At 54.5% G+C, this 19,915-nt stretch carries 17 protein-coding genes; 7 read left to right on the top strand and 10 right to left on the bottom strand.

Going from position 1 to position 19,915, the window contains the following annotated elements; all coding sequences use genetic code 11:
* The first annotated feature begins 152 nt into the window (after positions 1-152).
* The 4 genes from htpG to J1782_RS12285 all read left to right on the top strand — a co-directional run bounded on the left by htpG (position 153) and on the right by J1782_RS12285 (position 5,395).
* The gene (gene htpG / locus J1782_RS12300; RefSeq protein ID WP_165059721.1) at positions 153-2,018 is read left to right on the top strand and encodes a molecular chaperone HtpG; all 1,866 of its coding nucleotides are present in this window, start codon (positions 153-155) and stop codon (positions 2,016-2,018) included.
* A gap of 181 nt (positions 2,019-2,199) precedes the next feature.
* Positions 2,200-2,844: an adenylate kinase gene (adk, locus tag J1782_RS12295; RefSeq protein WP_217153247.1), complete on the top strand. Its 645-nt coding sequence runs from the start codon at positions 2,200-2,202 to the stop codon at positions 2,842-2,844.
* Between the two features lie 230 nt (positions 2,845-3,074).
* Positions 3,075-4,037: a ferrochelatase gene (gene hemH, locus J1782_RS12290; protein WP_217153246.1), complete on the top strand. Its 963-nt coding sequence runs from the start codon at positions 3,075-3,077 to the stop codon at positions 4,035-4,037.
* A 38-nt stretch (positions 4,038-4,075) separates the two neighbouring features.
* The gene (locus J1782_RS12285) at positions 4,076-5,395 is read left to right on the top strand and encodes an inosine/guanosine kinase (protein WP_152327904.1); all 1,320 of its coding nucleotides are present in this window, start codon (positions 4,076-4,078) and stop codon (positions 5,393-5,395) included.
* Between the two features lie 58 nt (positions 5,396-5,453).
* On the opposite strand, the gene J1782_RS12280 is transcribed toward J1782_RS12285, so the two are convergent.
* The 6 genes from J1782_RS12280 to copA form a co-directional block, all read right to left on the bottom strand.
* Entirely contained in the window at positions 5,454-6,698 is a 1,245-nt protein-coding gene (locus J1782_RS12280; RefSeq protein WP_152327905.1) for a sensor domain-containing diguanylate cyclase, read from the bottom strand.
* Positions 6,699-6,844: 146 nt separating this feature from the next.
* On the bottom strand, positions 6,845-8,536 hold the full coding sequence (gene ybaL / locus J1782_RS12275; protein WP_165059330.1) for a YbaL family putative K(+) efflux transporter: 1,692 nt from the start codon (positions 8,534-8,536) through the stop codon (positions 6,845-6,847).
* Between the two features lie 230 nt (positions 8,537-8,766).
* Positions 8,767-9,984, bottom strand: a complete 1,218-nt coding sequence (locus J1782_RS12270; RefSeq protein ID WP_217153245.1) for an MFS transporter — start codon at positions 9,982-9,984, stop codon at positions 8,767-8,769.
* A gap of 62 nt (positions 9,985-10,046) precedes the next feature.
* Complete coding sequence (gene ybaK, locus J1782_RS12265; RefSeq protein ID WP_152327908.1) at positions 10,047-10,526, bottom strand: Cys-tRNA(Pro)/Cys-tRNA(Cys) deacylase YbaK; 480 nt, start codon at positions 10,524-10,526, stop codon at positions 10,047-10,049.
* Positions 10,527-10,773: 247 nt separating this feature from the next.
* Positions 10,774-11,574, bottom strand: coding sequence for a TraB/GumN family protein (locus J1782_RS12260; protein WP_217153244.1), 801 nt, complete (start codon positions 11,572-11,574; stop codon positions 10,774-10,776).
* Positions 11,575-11,623: 49 nt separating this feature from the next.
* A complete protein-coding gene (copA, locus tag J1782_RS12255) occupies positions 11,624-14,173 on the bottom strand; it encodes a copper-exporting P-type ATPase CopA (RefSeq protein WP_217153243.1) in 2,550 nt (849 codons plus the stop codon).
* A 194-nt stretch (positions 14,174-14,367) separates the two neighbouring features.
* Between copA and J1782_RS12250 the strand changes: the two genes are divergently transcribed.
* The 3 genes from J1782_RS12250 to cueR all read left to right on the top strand — a co-directional run bounded on the left by J1782_RS12250 (position 14,368) and on the right by cueR (position 16,518).
* A complete protein-coding gene (locus J1782_RS12250; protein ID WP_208949908.1) occupies positions 14,368-15,288 on the top strand; it encodes an extracellular solute-binding protein in 921 nt (306 codons plus the stop codon).
* A complete protein-coding gene (locus tag J1782_RS12245) occupies positions 15,254-16,045 on the top strand; it encodes a molybdenum ABC transporter permease (RefSeq protein ID WP_217153242.1) in 792 nt (263 codons plus the stop codon). Before J1782_RS12250 ends, J1782_RS12245 begins: the two co-directional genes overlap by 35 nt.
* 71 nt (positions 16,046-16,116) lie before the next feature.
* Positions 16,117-16,518 carry a Cu(I)-responsive transcriptional regulator gene (cueR, locus tag J1782_RS12240; RefSeq protein ID WP_152327913.1) on the top strand — a complete coding sequence of 134 codons (402 nt, stop codon included), beginning with the start codon at positions 16,117-16,119 and terminating at the stop codon, positions 16,516-16,518.
* A 9-nt stretch (positions 16,519-16,527) separates the two neighbouring features.
* Here the strand turns inward: cueR and J1782_RS12235 are convergent, their stop codons facing one another.
* The 4 genes from J1782_RS12235 to J1782_RS12220 all read right to left on the bottom strand — a co-directional run bounded on the left by J1782_RS12235 (position 16,528) and on the right by J1782_RS12220 (position 19,870).
* Positions 16,528-16,983 (bottom strand): NfeD family protein, encoded by a 456-nt coding sequence (locus J1782_RS12235; protein ID WP_101075535.1) that lies wholly within the window; start codon positions 16,981-16,983, stop codon positions 16,528-16,530.
* Positions 16,983-17,903, bottom strand: coding sequence for an SPFH domain-containing protein (locus J1782_RS12230; protein WP_152327915.1), 921 nt, complete (start codon positions 17,901-17,903; stop codon positions 16,983-16,985). Before J1782_RS12230 ends, J1782_RS12235 begins: the two co-directional genes overlap by 1 nt.
* Before the next feature lie 235 nt (positions 17,904-18,138).
* On the bottom strand, positions 18,139-18,996 hold the full coding sequence (locus J1782_RS12225) for a co-chaperone YbbN (RefSeq protein ID WP_152327916.1): 858 nt from the start codon (positions 18,994-18,996) through the stop codon (positions 18,139-18,141).
* A 97-nt stretch (positions 18,997-19,093) separates the two neighbouring features.
* A complete protein-coding gene (locus tag J1782_RS12220; protein ID WP_217153241.1) occupies positions 19,094-19,870 on the bottom strand; it encodes an SDR family oxidoreductase in 777 nt (258 codons plus the stop codon).
* Positions 19,871-19,915: the final 45 nt, after the last annotated feature.

Below are 19,915 nucleotides of genomic sequence, written 5' to 3'. Positions count from 1 at the left end.
ACCTTGCTGCCCCGGCTTAATTTCTGCTATCCCTCTGCATTTCTTCTTAAAAATTTTCCCTTATGCTTGAAAACCCCGGTCCATAACCCCACTTACTCCTCAACGTCTGATTTGGTCACTAACAGTATCTGGATTGAGGTAATTTGATGAGTATGAAAGGACAAGAGACACGCGGGTTCCAGTCTGAAGTAAAACAACTGCTTCATCTGATGATCCATTCTCTGTATTCAAACAAAGAAATTTTCCTGCGCGAGTTAATCTCTAACGCTTCCGATGCCGCTGACAAACTGCGCTTCCGTGCGCTGTCTACGCCTGAACTGTATGAAGGCGACGGCGAGCTGCATGTGCGTCTGGCGTTTGATAAAGAAAAACGCACCCTGACGCTGAGCGATAACGGCATCGGGATGACCCGCGATGAAGTCATCGACAACCTCGGGACTATCGCGAAATCCGGCACCAAGGCTTTCCTGCAATCTGTCGGTTCAGAACAGGCTAAAGACAGCCAGCTGATCGGCCAGTTTGGTGTGGGCTTCTACTCTGCCTTCATCGTGGCAGACAAAGTGACCGTGCGTACCCGTGCGGCGGGCGCCAGCGCTGATGAAGGCGTGTTCTGGGAATCCGCCGGTGAAGGCGAGTACACCCTGGCAGACATCGAAAAAGCCGATCGCGGGACCGAAATTACCCTGCACCTGCGTGAAGATCAGGACGAGTTCCTGGATGACTGGCGCGTGCGCTCCATCATCAGCAAATATTCCGACCACATTGCGCTGCCGGTTGAAGTCGAAACCCGCAACGAAGAAGACGGCACCGTGACCTGGGAGCAAATCAACAAAGCGCAGGCTTTGTGGACCCGTGGTAAAGCCGAAGTCACCGATGAAGAATATAAAGAATTCTACAAACACATTTCCCATGACTTCAGCGATCCGCTGAGCTGGAGCCATAACCGCGTTGAAGGTAAACAGGAATACACCAGCCTGTTGTACATCCCTTCGCAGGCGCCATGGGACATGTGGAACCGTGATCACAAACACGGCCTGAAACTCTATGTTCAGCGCGTGTTCATCATGGACGAAGCCGAGCAGTTCATGCCGAACTACCTGCGTTTCGTGCGGGGCCTGATAGATTCCAACGATCTGCCGCTGAACGTTTCGCGTGAAATCCTTCAGGACAGCCGTATTACCCAGAACCTGCGCAGCGCGCTGACCAAGCGTGTTCTGCAAATGCTGGAAAAACTGGCCAAAGACGACAACGAAAAATACCTGCAATTCTGGAAACAGTTTGGTCTGGTATTGAAAGAAGGCCCGGCAGAAGACGGCGCGAACAAAGAAGCGATCGCCAAACTGCTGCGTTTCGCCAGCACCCGCAATGACAACAGCGCGCAAACACTGTCGCTGGAAGAGTATGTGGCGAACATGGTGGAAGGTCAGGACAAGATTTATTATATCACCGCTGACAGCTATGCCGCGGCGAAGAGCAGCCCGCACCTGGAACTGTTCCGCAAAAAAGGCATTGAAGTTCTGCTGCTGTCTGACCGCATCGACGAATGGATGATGAGCTATCTGACTGAGTTCGATGGCAAAACCTTCCAGTCCGTCAGCAAAGCCGACGACACGCTCGACAAACTGGCTGACGAAAGCGAAGAGCAGAAAGAAGCTGAGAAAGCGCTGGAGCCGTTCGTTGAACGTGTGAAAACGCTGCTGGGCGATCGCGTGAAAGAAGTGCGTCTAACGCACCGTCTGACCGACACGCCAGCTATCGTCACCACCGGTGCCGATGAAATGACCACGCAGATGGCAAAACTGTTCGCCGCTGCCGGTCAGGACGCGCCGGAAGTGAAATACATCTTTGAGCTGAACCCGGAACACGCGCTGGTGAAACGCGCGTCTGATGTGGCTGACGAAGACCAGTTCAGCGAATGGATTGAACTGCTGCTCGATCAGGCGCTGTTTGCTGAGCGCGGTACGCTGGAAGATCCAAACCTGTTTATCCGCCGCATGAATACGCTGTTGCAGGCATAATTGGCTGAAATAACACTGAAAAGGGCATCGTGAAAACGAGGCCCTTTTTTTATGGCCGCTGCGTTTTCCGTTGCGTTAACCCGGTGCCCGCAGGGGTTGTTCCTTGAGCAAAAGTGCTCAGAATGGTATGGTTGACCGGTTTTCGAGATTCATAATAATTACATGCAAGGGGATTTACGCAATGCGTATCATTCTGCTGGGCGCTCCGGGCGCAGGTAAGGGTACTCAGGCTCAATTCATCATGGAGAAATTTGGTATTCCTCAGATTTCTACCGGTGATATGTTGCGCGCCGCTGTGAAGGCCGGAAGTGAGCTCGGCAAGAAAGCAAAAGAGATTATGGATGCCGGTAAACTGGTCACCGATGAACTGGTTATCGCACTGGTGAAAGAACGTATTCAGCAGGAAGATTGCCGTAAAGGTTTCCTGTTAGACGGTTTCCCGCGCACGATCCCGCAGGCTGACGCCATGAAAGACGCAGGCATCAGCGTGGATTACGTGCTGGAGTTCGATGTGCCGGATGAACTGATCGTTGACCGTATCGTTGGCCGTCGTGTACACCCGGGCTCTGGCCGTGTGTATCACATCCAGTACAACCCGCCGAAAGTTGAAGGCAAAGACGATGTCACTGGCGAAGAACTGATCACCCGTAAAGACGATCAGGAAGAAACCGTGCGTAAACGTCTGGTGGAATACCATGAGCTGACTGAGCCGCTGATTTCCTACTACAGCAAAGAAGCCGCTGCGGGTAACACCCGATACGTCAAAATCGACGGTACACAGCAGGTTTCCGCAGTACGTGATGAACTGGCTAAAATTTTAGGCTAATTCTCACAAGTTCTGCACTATCACGGGGTGACTTCGGTCGCCCCGTTTGTTTTTCTGCAACCCGAAGTATGACGGGTAATTAATAACAATTCGCATTGATAGCTATTGCCGTTGTTCCGATTGTCTTTGTTTTCGTTACAATGACGTGCGCCACTTTGCCATGTCTCAGTTAAACGGCGGCGCCCATCTTTTCACACTGGCTTCAGGGCCTTCAATTTAGGAAATTCCGCATGACGCAGACCAAATTCGGTGTCCTTCTGGTCAATCTCGGGACACCGGAAGCACCAACTCCGCAGGCCGTTAAAAAATATCTGGCTGAGTTTTTGAGTGATATCCGCGTTGTGGATACCCCACGTCTGCTGTGGTGGCCTATTCTGAATTTCGTGATTTTGCCCCTGCGCTCTCCGCGCGTTTCTAAACTGTATAAAGCGGTCTGGATGGAAGAAGGTTCGCCTCTGATGGTGTTCAGCCGCCGTCAGCAAAAGGCACTGGCAGAGCGTCTGCCGGGGACGCCGGTGGAACTGGCGATGAGTTATGGCAAGCCGGGCATGAAAGAGCCGATTGAAAAATTGCTGGCGCAGGGCGTAACGAAAATGGTGGTTCTGCCGCTGTATCCGCAATATTCCTGTTCCACCAGCGCGGCCGTTTTTGACGGCGTGGCGCGTGTGCTGAAATCCCGGCGTCGCCTGCCTTCCCTGAGCTTTATCCGCGATTACGCCACGCATCCGGCGTACATTTCTGCGCTGAAAGCCAGCATCGAACGTTCATTTGCTCAGCATGGTGAACCGGATCGTCTGGTATTGTCCTTCCACGGGATACCGAAACGTTTTGTAGCGGAAGGCGATGATTATGAAAAACGCTGCCATGAAACGGCGCAGGCGCTGACCGAGGCGCTGCAACTTCCCGCCGGCAAAATTATGCTGACGTTTCAGTCGCGCTTTGGCCGCGAACCCTGGCTGACGCCGTATACCGATGAAACGCTGAAAGGCCTTCCGGCTCAGGGCGTTAAGCACATTCAGATTATCTGCCCGGGCTTTGCGGCGGACTGTCTGGAGACGCTGGAAGAAATCAAAGAAGAGAACCGTGAGATTTTTATTCATGCAGGCGGAGAGCGCTTCGAATATATTGACGCCTTAAACGACCAGCCCGAGCATATCGATTTGCTGCAACAGCTGGTCACTCAGCACTTCTGACTGAAGCCTGAGCTTTTTGAATTTCCCGAGAACAATGAATGAAATTTCCTGGTAAACGTAAGTCTAAACACTATTTTCCGGTCAGCGCACGTGACCCCTTATTGCGTGACTCCATGTTGCAGGAGATGCAGCCGGAATCCGAAGGCGGCGCGTCTTATATCGTGGGTATCGACCAGACCATGGTCGATATTGAAGCGCGCGTTGATGAAAGTTTTGTGGCCCGCTACGGGCTGACGCCCGGCGAATCCAACATTCTGAATGATGAAATGTCGGAAGCGCTTTATCAGGAACTGAGAAGTCATGATCTCATTTCTCATCAGTTTGCGGGCGGTACCGTCGGCAATACCTTGCACAACTACTCCGTGCTGGCCGATGACCGTTCCGTCCTGCTCGGCGTGATGTGCAGCAACGTGAAGATTGGCGATTACGCCTACCGGTATCTTTGTAACACCTCCAGCCGTGTTGATCTCAATTACCTGCAAGGCGTGGATGGCGCAATTGGCCGCTGCTTCACGCTGATAAGCGATACCGGCGAGCGTACGTTTGCCATCAGTCCGGGCAAAATGAACGAACTGCACGCCTCAAGCGTGCCGGAAGAGGTCATTGCCGGGGCGTCCGCGCTGCTGCTGACGTCCTATCTGTTACGCAGCAAACCCGGCGAACCGATGCCGGAAGCTACGATGCAGGCGATTGAATACGCGAAAAAACATCAGGTGCCGGTGGTCTTAACGCTCGGTACGCAATACGTCATTGCCGATGATCCTCAGGCCTGGCGTGATTTCCTGCGTGATCACGTTTCGATTCTGGCGATGAACGAAGACGAGGGTTTCGCACTGACTGGTCTTAAAGACCCGCTGATGGCCGCCGACAAGGCTCTGGAGTGGGTGGATCTGGTGTTGTGTACCGCCGGACCGAACGGCTTATTTATGGCGAGTTATACCGAAGAGGAATTCAAGCGCACCACGCAGCATCCGCTGCTGCCGGGCGCAATTGCTGAATTCAACCAGTATGAATTCAGCCGCGCCATGCGCCGCGACTGCTGCCAGCAGCCAATGAAAATTTATTCGCATATCGCGCCGTATATGGGCGGGCCGGAAAAAATCATGAATACCAACGGGGCGGGCGATGGCGCGCTGTCTGCGCTGCTGCATGACATTGCGGCTAACGGTTTCCACCGTACTTCTGTGCCGAATTCCAGCAAACACGCCCGTGAGTATCTGACGTATTCCTCGCTGGCGCAGGTGTGCAAATATGCCAACCGCGTCAGCTATCAGGTACTGAATCAGCATTCTCCGCGTCTGACGCGAGGATTGCCGGAACGTGAAGACAGTCTGGAAGAAAGTTACTGGGAACGATAAACGTGGCCGGGAACGGGAAGTGAAAAGGGCGGGGGGATTTGAACCTCCGCCCTTTTTTTCAGCCCGCCTGAACCTGATTCCTGCCTGACGTTTTCGCGCGATATAACGCGTCATCCACACGTTTAAACAGCCGGGTGAAGTCTTCCCCCGTTTCATACTGCACCACGCCGACGCTCACGGTCATTGCAGGTAAATCATTGTGCGTAAATCCTTCCACGGCTAAGCGCAGCGTCTCAGCGACATGTAATGCGCCTTCCAGGCCGGTCAGCGGCAGCAAAATCAGAAACTCCTCGCCACCCCAGCGAAACACAGTATCGCTTTCGCGGATCCCCGTTTCCAGCGTTCGCGCCAGCATTACCAGCGCATCATCGCCTTTGTTATGACCGTGCTGATCATTAATCGTCTTGAAGTGATCGGCATCCACCAGCATCAGACTGAAATTATGCGTTCGCTGCGGGTTTTGCGTCCGCGCGTTTTCCACCAACTGCATAAACTGGCGGCGGTTGCCCAGCCCGGTCAGCGGATCACGGAGCGCCGCGTGTTCCAGCTCCTGCTCAAGGCGCTTTTGCTCGGTAATATCATGAATGATGCACAGCATCAGCCGCACGCCATCCACGTCCACCGGGCCGGCATAGGTCTGCACATGACGCAGATTGCCGTCTGCCAGTTTGTGCATAAACGTCAGCGGCTTATGCCCGCCGGGCAAACGCGCGATTTCATGCATCACGGGTAATACATCCTGCCCCATCGCATTAATTTCCCATGTGTGTCTCATGCACATTTCATCGCGTGAATAGCCATAGAATCGTGTCGCCGCCAGATTTGCATCCACAATTTGCCCGTTATTGTCCGGGTCAATCAGCAGCATCGGCGCGGTGTTGGTCTGGAAAAATCGTTCATAGAAACCGCTCTGATCACGGCGGTAAGGTCGGGCTTCGCTCAGGAATGAACCGGGTGCCGGAACATTGGCCGCAGAGGTATGCGTGCCTTCGAACACGATGACCTGTTCCTGCAAGCCAAACTGTGCCAGAGAAAGACGACAGCTCAGAGGGAAGGCACGACCTTCTTTGTGGATGGTCCAGATTTCAATCACCTGATCGCCTTTTTTCAGATGTGGCAGATAGGACTCGAGGGATTGCAAAGACCGGGCCGAAAACTGACCGTTGCGCAGGGGACCAAGCAAACTGTTACCCGCAAGTTTTCTGGCCGCTGTATTGGCGAAAAGAATTTGCTGGTTATGTAATGAGACAACCCAGACCGGCGTGCTCAAAATGTTCAACGTTTCCAGATGGGATAGCAACATCGCAGTACCGGTCAATTTTTGGCATAAAAAGAGGATACCGCGAAACGATCTGATTTGGTTCTTTTTATGTTGCGCAAGTTAAAGGGAAATTTGTGCGGGAAGGGGACGGGCGCAGCAAAAGTACTGCGCCCGGCATTCAGAAAGAATCAGATGGGGCAAAATGGCCGTTTCTGGTCTTCGGTCAGGGTGTCTATTTGCAGCATATCGATCATGCTGTTGGCGATTTCACGCTCGCCCATCACCACACGGTCCGCGCCGCGCTCCATGATGTAGGTGACTTCATCGTCATAGTGCGCACGGGCGATGATCTCAATATTGGGCCGTTTTGCGCGGGCTGATGCGACGATTTCACCGGCTTCATAACCGTTCGGAATCGTCACCAGCAGCCAGCGGGCACAGTCAAGACGCGCCAGATCCATAATTTCCTGATTGGCGGCATTCCCCAGCACCGTGCTTATTCCCTGATCGCGCAATGCTTCGACGCGCGGACGCGAATTTTCAATCACCACCAGCGGAATACCGGCAGCCTGAAGCTTCTCGCCAAGCAGGCTTCCCACGCGGCCATAACCGACCAGCAGGGCGTGATTGCACAGATCAAACGGGATCTGTTTTTCGTCTTCCACCGCTTCTTCAACGCTCTGATCTTCGATGGTCTCGGTTTTTTCCAGATATTTTTCCAGCAAACTGAACAGCAGCGGGTTAAACATAATCGATAAGATTGCGCCCGCCAGAACCAGATTGCGGCCATGCTCAGACAGCAGCCCCAGCGAAATACCCAGACCTGCGAGGATAAAGGCGAATTCACCAATCTGCGCGAGACTGACTGAAATCGTCAGCGCCGTGCGCCGCGAATGCCCGAACATCTTCACCAGTAAGAAGGCGGCAATCGACTTGCCGAACACAATAATCGCCAGCGTAGCGACGACTGTCAGCGGTTCGCGCACCAGAATCATCGGGTCAAACAACATGCCGACCGACACAAAGAACAGCACGGCGAAAGCATCACGCAGCGGTAACGTATCGTGCGCGGCGCGCTGGCTGAGTTCGGATTCGTTCAGCACCATCCCGGCGAAGAACGCGCCCAGTGCAAACGACACGTCGAAGAATTCTACCGCGCCGTAGGCGATGCCCAGTGCCAGTGCCAGAACCGACAGCGTGAACAGCTCGCGTGAACCGGTGCTGGCGGTTTTTGCCAGGATCCAGGGCACCACGCGGCGGCCGACAACCATCATCAGCACCATAAAGGCAATGACTTTGCCGATAGTAATCGCCAGTTCAGTCAGCAGGCCGGTAATGCTGGCGTGGTTGCTTTCGAGCATGCTGCTGAATGCTGGTAACAAAACCAGCGTCAGTACCATCACCAGATCTTCGACAATCAGCCAGCCGATGGCGATTTGCCCGCGCTGACTTTCAATGAGTTGCCGTTCTTCCAGCGCACGCAGCAGAACTACGGTACTGGCGGTGGACAGGCAGAGGCCAAACACCAGCCCGGTCGCCATGTCCCAGCCGAGTAAACGCGATAAACCCATCCCAAGCAGCGTCGCTACCGCGATTTGCGCTACAGCGCCGGGAATGGCTATCGACTTTACCGCGAGTAAATCTTTCATGGAAAAATGCAAACCGACGCCAAACATCAGCAATATCACGCCGATTTCGGCCAGCTCCGGTGCAAGTGAAGTATCAGCAACAAAGCCCGGTGTAAAAGGACCGGCCAGCACGCCTGCGGCGAGATAGCCAACCAGAGGGGATATTCGCAGGCGGTTGGCGAGCATTCCTAACAGGAAAGCGAGTACCAGACCGCCGACGATGGTAGTGATGAGAGGCGTAGAATGATGCATTCAGTCTCCTTCTGGTTATGCATGGCACAAATGTGTTGCAGATTGTTTCTAAGTTTATGGTAAAAATCGTTTACGCGTTGGTATTTTTTGGCCTTTTTTGCGCTAAATGCACGACAGACCGAAAAAAAAATTCGAACGGGAGATTTAAATGGGTTTTCGCGGGCGAATCTCAAGAGGCAACGGCTTTTTTTGCTGCCGATAAATCATTATCGGCAGTGGAAGGGAATGCTTCAGGCTTGTTTACGTTCAATATTTGGCAGGAATGCCGTCAGTATCCCCAGCAATGGCAGGAAGGCACAAATTTGATAAACCAGCTCGATGCTGGTTCTGTCCGCCACATAGCCCAGCACCGCAGCGCCAAGGCCGCCCATGCCGAACGCCAGGCCAAAGAATAGCCCCGAAACCATACCGACTTTTCCCGGCATCAGTTCCTGGGCAAACACCAGAATTGCCGAAAACGCCGAGGCCAGAATCACGCCGATAATGACGCTGAGAACGCTGGTCCACATCAGATTGGCGTGCGGCAAAAGCAGGGTAAATGGCGCGACGCCGAGAATTGACGCCCATATGACGTATTTGCGCCCAATCTTATCCCCAACCGGACCGCCGATAATGGTTCCGGCTGCCACGGCAAACAGGAAAACGAACAGATGGATTTGCGCATTCTGTACGGAAACACCAAATTTATGAATCAGATAGAAGGTGTAGTAACTGCTCAGGCTGGTCAGGTAAAAATACTTCGAGAACACCAGCACCAGTAAAATCCCCAACGACATCGCCACAGTTTTACGCGGCAACAAGGTCACGGTATTTTTCACCGGTCCGCGCTTTTTCGCCATCAGATGCTGCTGGCGATACCACTTACTGATTTGCAGCAGAACGACAATGCCGAGCAGCGCCGCCAGCGAGAACCACGCGACGTTGCCTTTACCGTAGGGCGCGATGATTAACGCCGCCAGCAACGGGCCAAGCGATGCCCCGAAATTCCCGCCGACCTGGAACAGCGATTGCGCCAGCCCGTGGCGTCCGCCGGAAGCCATACGCGCCACGCGGGACGATTCAGGATGGAACACTGACGAACCTGTACCGACCAGCGCGGCGGCCAGCAGCACCACCGGGAAACTTTGCGCCACGGCTAGCAAAAGCAAACCAGACAGCGTAAAGCCCATGCCGACAGGCAACGAATATGGCTGCGGATGTTTATCGGTGTAATAACCAATCAGCGGTTGTAGCAGCGACGCGGTAATCTGATACGTCAGCGTGATCAGGCCAATCTGAGTAAAGCTGAGTGAGAATTCGTTTTGCAGCAACGGATAGATCGCCAGAATCAGCGACTGAATCATGTCATTGAGCAGATGAGAAACGCTGATCGCCGCCAGAATAGAAAACGCAGTCTTTTTGACTGCGTCTTTCTGCGGGCTGTCTGGCGTGGCCGTATTGTCGGTCATAGCAGATGAACCTGTCTTATTTGTGCATATAGGAAATGCGTGTAGGGAACCAGTCGATCCGGTCAGTCGGCTTTTGCGATCTCAGCAAACTGGCCTTTCAGTAAGCGGCAAAGATCGCCTGCCGCAAGTTCAAGATCAAGCCCGCGTTTACCACCTGAAACATAAATGGTAGAGAAAGTCTGCGCCGGGCTATCGATCACCGTCGGCAGCAGCTTTTTCTGCCCCAGGGGGCTGATGCCGCCCACCAGATAACCGGTGACGCGCTGGGCGATGACGGGATCGGCCATGTCGGCTTTTTTGGCGCCGAGCGCTTTGGCGACTTTCTTCAGATCCAGCATTGATGCCACCGGCGTGACGGCAACGGCGAGATTTTTGGGATCGCCATTCAGTGAAACCAGCAATGTTTTGTAGACCTGACGCGCATCCAGCCCGAGCTTTTTTACCGCCTCGTCGCCAAAGTTGGTTTCGTCGCTGCTGTGTTCATACGGGTGAAGGGTAAAACTGACTTTATTTTTTTCCAGGAGCAATACGGCAGGGGTCATACCTGTCTCCTTATTTTGTTTTTTTGTTCGAAAAAACGTCATCAGCTCAATCTGATGAAATTTAACAACAAAGTATCTTTATTACGCGGAGGGGAAATAGTAGAGCAATGAATGGTTATTGCCAAGACCCGCTACAGGTTGCTACCCTGTGCGCGCCGGTGCTGTGCCTGAAAAGGCCGGTACTGAAGCTATAACAAAAAAATGAAATTCCTCTTTGACTGGCCGGCCTTAAAAACCGGCCATTTTTTTATCCTTTCAGCAATTCCGGCAGATTCCCTTCACCATACAAATGCAGCGCCCCTACGGCGACCACGTAATTTCCCGGCGGAAGTTCGGAAAGCTGTTTTTTCCAGCGCACATTGCGCTGATTCATCAGAATATCGTAGAGATCGTTGCTGAACGTATTCGGCAGCTGTTCAATCGCCAGCCCCGGTTTGGCATCAAGCCACCAGCTGATCATCGTTTGCAGTAATCGGGCGTTGGTGTGCCAGTGTGTCAGCGTATCTTCGAGCAGCGCTCTGCCGCCGTCGGGCAGTTGCTGCAACAGTTCAAACTGTTCCTGCGGCCCTTCGAGTTCGATGACCCGCGTGTTTTGCTGCTTTGCCGATTGCAACAACTGATAGTCGATGCCGTAATCCCCGCGCAATCCCAGACGCTGTGCCTGTGTTGCCTGCAACATCAGCGCGACCTGCCAGGAAGGAAGCGGGTTCAGCGTCCACATTGAAACGCCAAGCTCTTCGCATAAGCGCTCAATGTGGAGATATTCGGATTCGGTCAGACGATCGGCCAGAGGCGGAAATTCGCCGGACATGCTGAAAGGGGATTCTGTTCCGCTGATATCGGCTTCGACAATCAGGGCATCGGCTTTTTGCAGGCGGCGTAACAAAGCCGCGGGCAGCGGTTGCATATCCTGCGTGCCCATATGAATGCTGCCGACCAGATGCAGCGAGCGGTTGCCGGGAAGCCGGATATCCATGGCAGGATATGAATACTCGACAGGAAACAGCCTGCGTAGCCAGCTGAAAGCCTGGTTGAAAAACTGTGCCATATCGCATGGTCTCCCGAAAAATGAGAGACCATGCTAACGCGTCAGCGTTTTAGCGAACAGAGGAAACGTCTTGTTTTTTCGGGGTAAAGCGTAAGAGGCGGTTTGCGTTAGTGACAACGGTAATGGAAGACAACGCCATCGCCGCGCCTGCGACAACCGGGCTGAGCAATGTGCCGGTCAGCGGGTAGAGCACGCCTGCGGCAACCGGAATGCCAATCACGTTATACACAAACGCGCCTAACAGGTTCTGCTTCATATTGCGCAGCGTGGCCTGTGACATGGCCAGTGCATCGGCAACGCCGTTCAGGCTTGGCCGCATCAGCGTGATGGCCGCCGTTTCAATCGCCACATCGCTGCCGCCGCCCATTGCAATCCCGACATCTGCCTGCGCCAGTGCGGGCGCATCGTTAATGCCATCGCCAATCATCGCAACCTGCTGGCCTTTGGCCTGCAACGCTTTAATCGCCTCGGCTTTTCCTTCCGGACGAACACCGGCAATCACCGTATCGATGCCTGCCTGCGCGGCAATAGCTTGTGCCGTGCGCGGATTATCGCCGGTCAGCATCACCAGCTGATAACCCAGCTGATGCAGGCGTTGCAGCGCGGCAATGCTGTCACTGCGCAGCGGATCCCGCAGGGCGAACAGCGCGGCAATTTCACCGTCTGCCGCCAGAAGCACCGGCGTTGCACCTTGCTCAGACATCGCTTCCAGCAGCGCATCGGTCTGCTGTGTATCGACGCCGTTTTCCTGCATCAGCGCCTGATTCCCCAGCAGCAGCGTTTTGCCTTCTGCTTCACCGCGCAGGCCCAGCCCGCCAAGCGTGCGGAAATTCTGCACGTCAGGTATCGCCAGACCCTCCGCTTTATCGACAATCGCCTGCGCGAGCGGGTGGTGCGAGCCCTGTTCCAGCGCGGCGGCAAAGCGCAGTGCCTGCTGTTCACTGACACCGCCGAAGGTGTGAATATCCGTCACTTTCGGCTGGCCTTCTGTCAGCGTCCCGGTTTTATCGAAAACCAGCGTCGAAAGCGTACTGGCTTTTTGCAGGGCATCGGCATCACGAACCAGCACACCCAACTCAGCGGCGCGCCCGACACCGGCGGTAATCGACATCGGCGTTGCGAGCCCCAGTGCGCAAGGGCAGGCGATGATCAGCACCGTGGTGACGATCACCAGCGTGTACATCAGCTGCGGCTGCGGGCCGAAGAAATACCAGATGGCACCGCTGAACAGGGCAATCAGCACCACGACGGGAACGAAGACGGAAGAAATTTTATCCGCCAGTTTGCCGATTTCCGGTTTGCTGCTTTGCGCTTCCCGCACCAGTTTGATGATGCGAGAAAGCGTGGTCTGGCTGCCAATCGCATCCGCGCGGAACAATACGCTGCCGTCTCTGACCAGCGTACCGGCATGCACTTTTTCGCCCTGAGATTTTTGTTGCGGGACAGGTTCGCCGGTCAGCATCGCTTCATCCATCCACGCTTCGCCGCTCTGAATTTCGCCGTCAACCGGAACGCGGTCGCCGGTGGTCAGGCGCAGCGTCATACCCTGCTGCACATCGGCCAGCGGCAGCGTTTTTTCGCCTTCCGGAGTCACCACGCGCGCCGTCGGCGGCGTGAGATCCAGCAGGCGTTCCAGAGCTTGTGACGAGCGCTGACGCCCGCGTTGTTCCAGCGCATGGCCGAGGTTAATCAGGCCGATGATCATCACGCTGGCTTCGTAATAAAGATGCCGCGCCTGCATCGGAAAGGCATCCGGCCAGAGGCTGACAGAAATGGAAAATATCCACGCCGCACCGGTACCAAGTGATACCAGCGTGTCCATATTGGCGCTGCCATGCATCAGGCTTTTCCACGCGCTGCGGTAGAAGTGGCCGCCTGCGACAATCATGATCAGCAGCGTCAGCAGGCCGACAATCAGCCAGCCGGTCTGGTTGCTGGCGGTGACCATCATTTCGCCGCCCAGCAATCCCCACAACATCAGCGGGATACCCGCCGCCAGCCCGACCGCCGCCTGCCAACTGAAACGGATCATGCTGCTGCGCGCCGTTTGCTGCTGGCGCTCGCGGCGTCTGGTTTCATCAATAATGATTTCAGCGCCGTAACCCGCGCGTTCAACCGCCGCAATCAGGGCATTCTGGTCAGCATCACCGCTGACCAGCGCACTGCGTTCCGCCAGATTGACACGCGCACGTTCGACGCCGTTCACGCCTTCCAGCGCCCGCTGCACTTTACTGACACAGCTGGCGCAGCTCATACCGCTGAGCAACAGCTGCACGCTGTCATCAGAGGCTGAGGTTTGAAGAATGTGGTTTTCAGCCGGAACAGGTGACGCGGCCGCTGACAGGGGTTCCGGCAAAACACTCGCCTTATCGGTCAGCGGCTCAGATTTTGGGGACGCGTCTTCCAGCAGTTGTGCTTCATATCCGGCATTTACGACGGCGTCGATCAGGCTCTGGCTGCTGGCGTCGCCTTTCACAATGGCTTTATCCAGAGAAACTTCAACGGCGGTGGTGCCGTCAACCGCTTCGAGCGCTTTACGCGTTGAAGCCACACAATGCCCGCAGGACAGGCCTTGCAGAGATAATACGGTGGTGGTCATAGTGGTTTTCCTTGGGTTAACTTTCACTAAGAACAGAGGATAAACCTTCCAGCAAGGGGAAGGTCAAGCAACGGTTTCGCCTTACCGGTATTTTTCATTTTTCTCTCATTTACACTTTATTTAGAAATTCCCTTGCAGATTGGCTTATCGTTATCTCCCAAATTATATAACGATGAAGGGTAAGGGGATTTTCAATGGCAAAAATGCAGACAACACTTCTGCTGATGGCAGGACTGATGGCGGCGCAGGCTTCACAAGCCGCTGACGATTTTCGCGTCACCTACGCCGGTTCGATGGGCGTGGTAATGGACAAATATCTGGGGCCGGATTTTGCGAAGCAGAACAAGGTCAATTATCAGGGCCAGGGGCAGGGCGCTTACGGCATGGCGAACTTGCTGGCGTCGAAAAAAGTCGTGGCGGATGTGTTCGTTTCGATAACGCCGGGGCCGGTTGAGATCCTGCAAAAAGCGGGCATGGCCGGGCAGGCAATCCCGGTGGCCAGCACCAGCATGGTCATTGCTTATAATCCGAAAGGCAAATATGCCGAAAAATTTGCCGCGATAAAGGAAGGCAAAGCGGGCGCTGAGCCGTGGTGGAAAGTGCTCCAAACTCCCGGATTACAGTTCGGCCGTACCGATCCGGTCAGCGATCCTCAGGGTCAGAACATTATTTTCACCATGATGCTGGCCGAAAATTACTACAAACAGCCGGGTCTGGAAAAAGCCGTGCTGGGCGATGTACAGAATCCGAAGCAGATTTCGGGCGAGGGCGGTCTTCTGACCCGTCTGGAAGCCGGTCAGGTTGATGCCGCGTCGGGCTACGAAAGTGCCACGATTTCCGCGCACCTGCCGTACATCAAACTGCCGGATGAAATTAACCTGAGCAATCCGCAGATGTCGAAAGACTGGTACAGCAAGGTGACTTTCAACGTCAAAGATTCCACCGGCAAAGAGAAAACGCTGAGCACGCAGCCGCTGGTCTTCTACGCGGTGGTGCTGAACAACGCGCCGCATCCGAAACTGGCGAAAGAATTTATCACTTACCTGCAAAGCGCCAAAGGTCAGAAGCTGTTTGAACAAAATGGCTACGACAAACCTAAAGGCGGAAACCTTTAAGTTGCGTGCGTCAGGAATGGCGGTTCCCGCGCTGGCACTGCTGATGGTGCCTTTTGTCACGCTGCTTTTCCTGACGCCGTGGTCAGATTTTCATCTGGCTTACGGCGACAGCCATGCGGTGGTGGTGTCGCTCGGCCTGAGTCTGATATCGGTCGGCCTGATTATTCTGCTCGGGCTGCCGGTCGCGTTCTGGCTGGCAAAAACGGCCTCACGCTGGCGCACTTTGGTGGAAGTGCTGGTGCTGATCCCGCTGCTGACGCCTCCGCTGGCGATGGGGATTTTGCTGGTGTCGGTTTACGGGCCTTACGGTTCGGTCGGTGAAACACTTTCTGCCATCGGTATGACGCTCAATAACAATGCGCCCGCGTTTGTGATGGCGCAGATTTATGGGGCGCTGCCTTATTTCATTCTTTCGGCGCGCGGTGCACTTGAAGCGGTGCCGCGCGATGTCGAAGAGGCTGCGCAGACGCTGGGCGCACGGCCTTTTCAGGTGCTTATCCGGCTCACGTTGCCGCTGGCCTCACGCGGAATTGCCGCCGGTGTGGCGATTGCCTGGGTACGCGCCATCGGAGAGTTCGGCATTGTCATGGTGTTCTGTTATTTCCCACAGGGTATTCCGGTCAAAATGTTTATCAACCTGCAAAACGACGGCGTGACGTCGGTTTACTCGCTGCTGTGGATCCTGCTTATCGTGACGTTGCCGCTGCCCATGTGGTTGCTGATGCGCACCAAAAAACAGACCGTGCATTACAGTTGAGGATTTTCGTAAAACCGTAAACACGTATACTGTTCAGATAAAGTGCAAAAACAGGGCGACGCGGAGGCGAAATGAATATCAGTGATGTGGCGAAAAAAACCGGGCTGACCAGCAAGGCGATTCGTTTTTACGAAGAGAAAGGGCTGGTGACGGCACCGGCGCGGAGCGAGAACGGATACCGCCGCTATGCACAAAAACATATCGAAGAACTGACGTTGCTTCGTCAGGCGCGGCAGGTGGGGTTTACGCTGGAAGAGTGTCAGGAGTTAGTGGCGTTATTCCATAATCCGGATCGCCACAGTGCAGATGTGAAAGCACGCACTTTAGAAAAGGCCGCCGAAATTGAGCGGCACATTGAAGAACTTCAGCTGATGCGCCAGCGCCTGCTGACGCTGGCGGAATCCTGCCCCGGCGATGACGGCGCAGACTGCCCGATAATCGATAATCTTTCTGGCTGTTGCCACAAACACTAACGTCAGGCGTTACTGCGCAGGGCGTTCTACGCGCAGCGTCGCGCCCTCGACACCGGTAATTACCACTTTATCACCGACTTCCAGCGGCGAAGCGCAGGACGCCCGCCAGCTGCTGTCGCCGATTTGTACCCGCGTATACTGATTTTTCAGCGGTTCGAGCACGGTGGCGTAAGTACCTACTAACTGCTGTCCGCGCTGGTTCAGCGCCGAATTACCGCTGGTTTTGTCCGTGCGCTGATTCAGCCATTTCCACCACAGCCAGGCGGCGATAATGGTCAGAAGCGCAAACGCCACGCCCTGCCATTCCCACGGCAGCGGCAAAATCCACGTCACCAGCCCGACCAGCGCCGCCGCTACGCCACTCCACAGTAAGTAACCACTTGCTCCTACCAGCTCTGCCGCCAGCAACAGGCCGCCCAAAGACAGCCAGAACACATGCGGACTTGCCATGAAATCGCGAAGCATTATTTGCCGCCTTTGGTTTCTTTCAGCAGCTCAGCAATCCCGCCAATCGAGCCCATCAGGCTGGTGGCATCCAGCGGCATCATGATGACTTTGCTGTTGTTCGCCGAGCCTATTTTGGTCAGCGCATCGGTATATTTCTGTGCCACGAAGTAGTTAATAGCCTGAACATCTCCGGCAGCAATCGCTTCAGAGACCATTTTGGTGGCCTGCGCTTCCGCTTCCGCCGCACGTTCGCGGGCTTCAGCTTGCAGGAACGCCGACTGACGCTCACCTTCGGCTTTAAGGATCTGCGACTGTTTTTCACCTTCCGCACGCAGGATGGCGGACTGACGAACGCCTTCGGCTTCCAGAATGTCGGCACGTTTTGTACGTTCCGCTTTCATCTGTGCGTTCATCGCAGAAATCAGCTCAGCCGGTGGACGCACATCACGGATTTCGATACGCGTAATTTTCACGCCCCATGGATTGGTGGCTTCATCGACGATATGCAGCAAACGTGCGTTGATGTTGTCGCGTTGTGACAGCATTTCGTCGAGCTCCATCGAACCCAGCACGGTACGGAAGTTGGTCATGGTCAGGTTCACGATCGCCTGTTCCAGATTGCTGACTTCATAGGCGGCACGCGCCGGATCAATAACCTGGATAAAACACACAGCGTCGATGGCGACATTGGCGTTATCGCGGGAAATCACTTCCTGAGAGGGGATATCCAGAACCTGTTCCATCATATTGATTTTGCGGCCAATGCGGTCAACAAATGGCACAACCAGGTTCAGCCCCGGCATCAGGGTTTTGGTATAACGGCCAAAGCGCTCTACGGTCCACTGGTAGCCCTGTGGCACGATTTTGATCCCGGCGTAAACCACCAGCAGCGCCAGTACGATCAGAATAAGGATAGGAATGGGAATGAGGTCAAACATAGTATGAAACTCCTGTAAAACTGTGTCCTGAATATTCCGGCGGAATATTCGAGTAAAAACATGTCCCTGGCGCACTCCCCGAAAGTCAGGCGCGTGCGCAATTGTCGCACAAATAACTTACGCGTCGTATTAATAAAGGATAGTTCAGGGGATAAAAGGCAGGGGAAAAGGCGAAAAAAAACGCACGTCAGGAAGGGGGGAATGCCCGACGCGCGTAAGAAATTTTTAGCGTGAATCAGTACAGCAGGGAATATAACTGGCGACGATATTTAGCCGCCAGCGCGTCGCCGGTGCCGAGTGCCGCCATGATATCCATCAGCGTTTTGCGTGCCGCGCCGTTTGCCGCACCTAAATCTTTTTTTAGCGGAGCCATCAGCAGTTCCAGCGCTTCTTCGTTACGCCCGACCTGATGCAGTTGCAGGCTGAGTTTAACCACCAGCTCGGCGTTGTCAGGATCCTGCTGTAATTCCTGTTGCAGCAGCTGAATTTCAGGGGTGTCAGCCGCCTGTTTCAGTAGTTCAATCTGGGCAATCAGCCCCTGATAACGGGAATCTTTATCCTGCAAGGGAATGGTGGCCAGCACGGCTTCCGCGTCGTCGGAACGGTTCAACTGAATCTGAACTTCCGCCAGCGTCATCCCGATATCACTGCGGTAGTTGCTCACTTGCCATGCATCTTTCAGCAGCGGAAGGGCATCGGCGAAGTTACCTTCTTGTATCAGTTCCTGCGCCTGAGCCAGTTTCAGCTCTTCTTCTTTCGGCAGGACTTTCTGCAGCAGTTCGCGGATCACTTCTTCCGGCTGCGGCCCCTGGAAACCATCCACCGGCTGACCATCTTTAAACAGGTAAACTGCCGGGATAGAACGCAGGCCAAACTGCTGGGCAATCATCTGCTCGGCATCACAGTCCACTTTCGCCAGAACCAGCTGACCGGCATATTCCGCCGCCAGTTTGTCGAGAATTGGCCCCAGTTGCAGGCAATGCTGGCTGCGCTCAGACCAAAAGTAGAACATCACCGGCACCGACATGGATTGTTCCAGCGTCTGATGCAGATTGGTTTCATTGATATCGATAACAGTAGGTTGTGCAAGCATGAATTCTGTCTCTCTCGCGCTAAGGCTCAAAGTCATTTAAAGCATTAAATACCAGATGGGGGCAGGTTTTACGGCTTCAACCCCCGGCTGTGTTTACTTAGCTGTTTCCGCGCAATATTTTGTCCAGCAAACGCGAAGGTAAAAGGCGTTTCAGCACAGTGAGCACATGGGCGACCAGCGTAACCGGATACCGCAGACGCGCCTTCGGGTTTTCTAAAGCATGGTGCAATTTCGGCAAAACGGCCTCCGGCGGCAGCGTAAAACGCCGCGCGATCCCCGGGTTTTCGACCGGCCGGTCGGCCTGTGACTGATTCACGTTAGCCGTAAAGTTGCTGCTCAGCGGGCCGGGTTCAATCAGGCTCACCTGAATGCCCGTGCCGTGTAACTCCATGCGTAACGTATCTGACCAGGCTTCGAGCGCGAATTTGCTGGCGGCATAGGTTCCGCGGCCCGGCGTCGTCACCAGCCCCATCACCGAGCTGGTCTGAATAATGCGGCCTTCGCCGTGCGGCAACATTGCGGGCAGTAATAGCTGCGTCAACTGATGCGTGCCGAACAAATTGGTGGAAAATTGTTGCTCAAACTGCTCGCGGCTGATGGTGTTCAGCGGGCCGTAAACACCGTATCCGGCATTGTTGAACAGGCCGTAAAGACGATTGCCGGTCAGCGCGATAACCTCCGCGGCGGCAAGCTCTACGCTGTGTTTGTCATCAAGATCGAGCGCAATAGTTTCAAAACCGAGTTGGCTGAGCGTGTCGATATCTGCACTTTTACGGCAGGCGGCCAGCACCCGGTAGCCGCGAGCCCGTAAATCTTGGGCGGCAACCAGCCCTATTCCGCTGGAGCAACCGGTAATTAATACTGCTTTTTGCATAACTTTACCTGTGAGGTGTCCCTATTTTTCATGGCTGTGATTTAC

The organism is Rahnella sp. BCC 1045 (assembly GCF_019049615.1).
GTDB classification, from domain to species: Bacteria; Pseudomonadota; Gammaproteobacteria; order Enterobacterales; family Enterobacteriaceae; genus Rahnella; species Rahnella contaminans.
This window is presented reverse-complemented; position numbering and strand designations above follow the sequence as displayed.

Coding starts and splice junctions, on each gene's coding strand:
- htpG (WP_165059721.1), top strand. CDS start 153: ATGAAAGGACAAGAGACACGCGGGTTCCAGTCTGAAGTAAAACAACTG.
- adk (WP_217153247.1), top strand. CDS start 2,200: ATGCGTATCATTCTGCTGGGCGCTCCGGGCGCAGGTAAGGGTACTCAG.
- hemH (WP_217153246.1), top strand. CDS start 3,075: ATGACGCAGACCAAATTCGGTGTCCTTCTGGTCAATCTCGGGACACCG.
- J1782_RS12285 (WP_152327904.1), top strand. CDS start 4,076: ATGAAATTTCCTGGTAAACGTAAGTCTAAACACTATTTTCCGGTCAGC.
- J1782_RS12280 (WP_152327905.1), bottom strand. CDS start 6,698: ATGTTGCTATCCCATCTGGAAACGTTGAACATTTTGAGCACGCCGGTC.
- ybaL (WP_165059330.1), bottom strand. CDS start 8,536: ATGCATCATTCTACGCCTCTCATCACTACCATCGTCGGCGGTCTGGTA.
- J1782_RS12270 (WP_217153245.1), bottom strand. CDS start 9,984: ATGACCGACAATACGGCCACGCCAGACAGCCCGCAGAAAGACGCAGTC.
- ybaK (WP_152327908.1), bottom strand. CDS start 10,526: ATGACCCCTGCCGTATTGCTCCTGGAAAAAAATAAAGTCAGTTTTACC.
- J1782_RS12260 (WP_217153244.1), bottom strand. CDS start 11,574: ATGGCACAGTTTTTCAACCAGGCTTTCAGCTGGCTACGCAGGCTGTTT.
- copA (WP_217153243.1), bottom strand. CDS start 14,173: ATGACCACCACCGTATTATCTCTGCAAGGCCTGTCCTGCGGGCATTGT.
- J1782_RS12250 (WP_208949908.1), top strand. CDS start 14,368: ATGGCAAAAATGCAGACAACACTTCTGCTGATGGCAGGACTGATGGCG.
- J1782_RS12245 (WP_217153242.1), top strand. CDS start 15,254: ATGGCTACGACAAACCTAAAGGCGGAAACCTTTAAGTTGCGTGCGTCA.
- cueR (WP_152327913.1), top strand. CDS start 16,117: ATGAATATCAGTGATGTGGCGAAAAAAACCGGGCTGACCAGCAAGGCG.
- J1782_RS12235 (WP_101075535.1), bottom strand. CDS start 16,983: ATGCTTCGCGATTTCATGGCAAGTCCGCATGTGTTCTGGCTGTCTTTG.
- J1782_RS12230 (WP_152327915.1), bottom strand. CDS start 17,903: ATGTTTGACCTCATTCCCATTCCTATCCTTATTCTGATCGTACTGGCG.
- J1782_RS12225 (WP_152327916.1), bottom strand. CDS start 18,996: ATGCTTGCACAACCTACTGTTATCGATATCAATGAAACCAATCTGCAT.
- J1782_RS12220 (WP_217153241.1), bottom strand. CDS start 19,870: ATGCAAAAAGCAGTATTAATTACCGGTTGCTCCAGCGGAATAGGGCTG.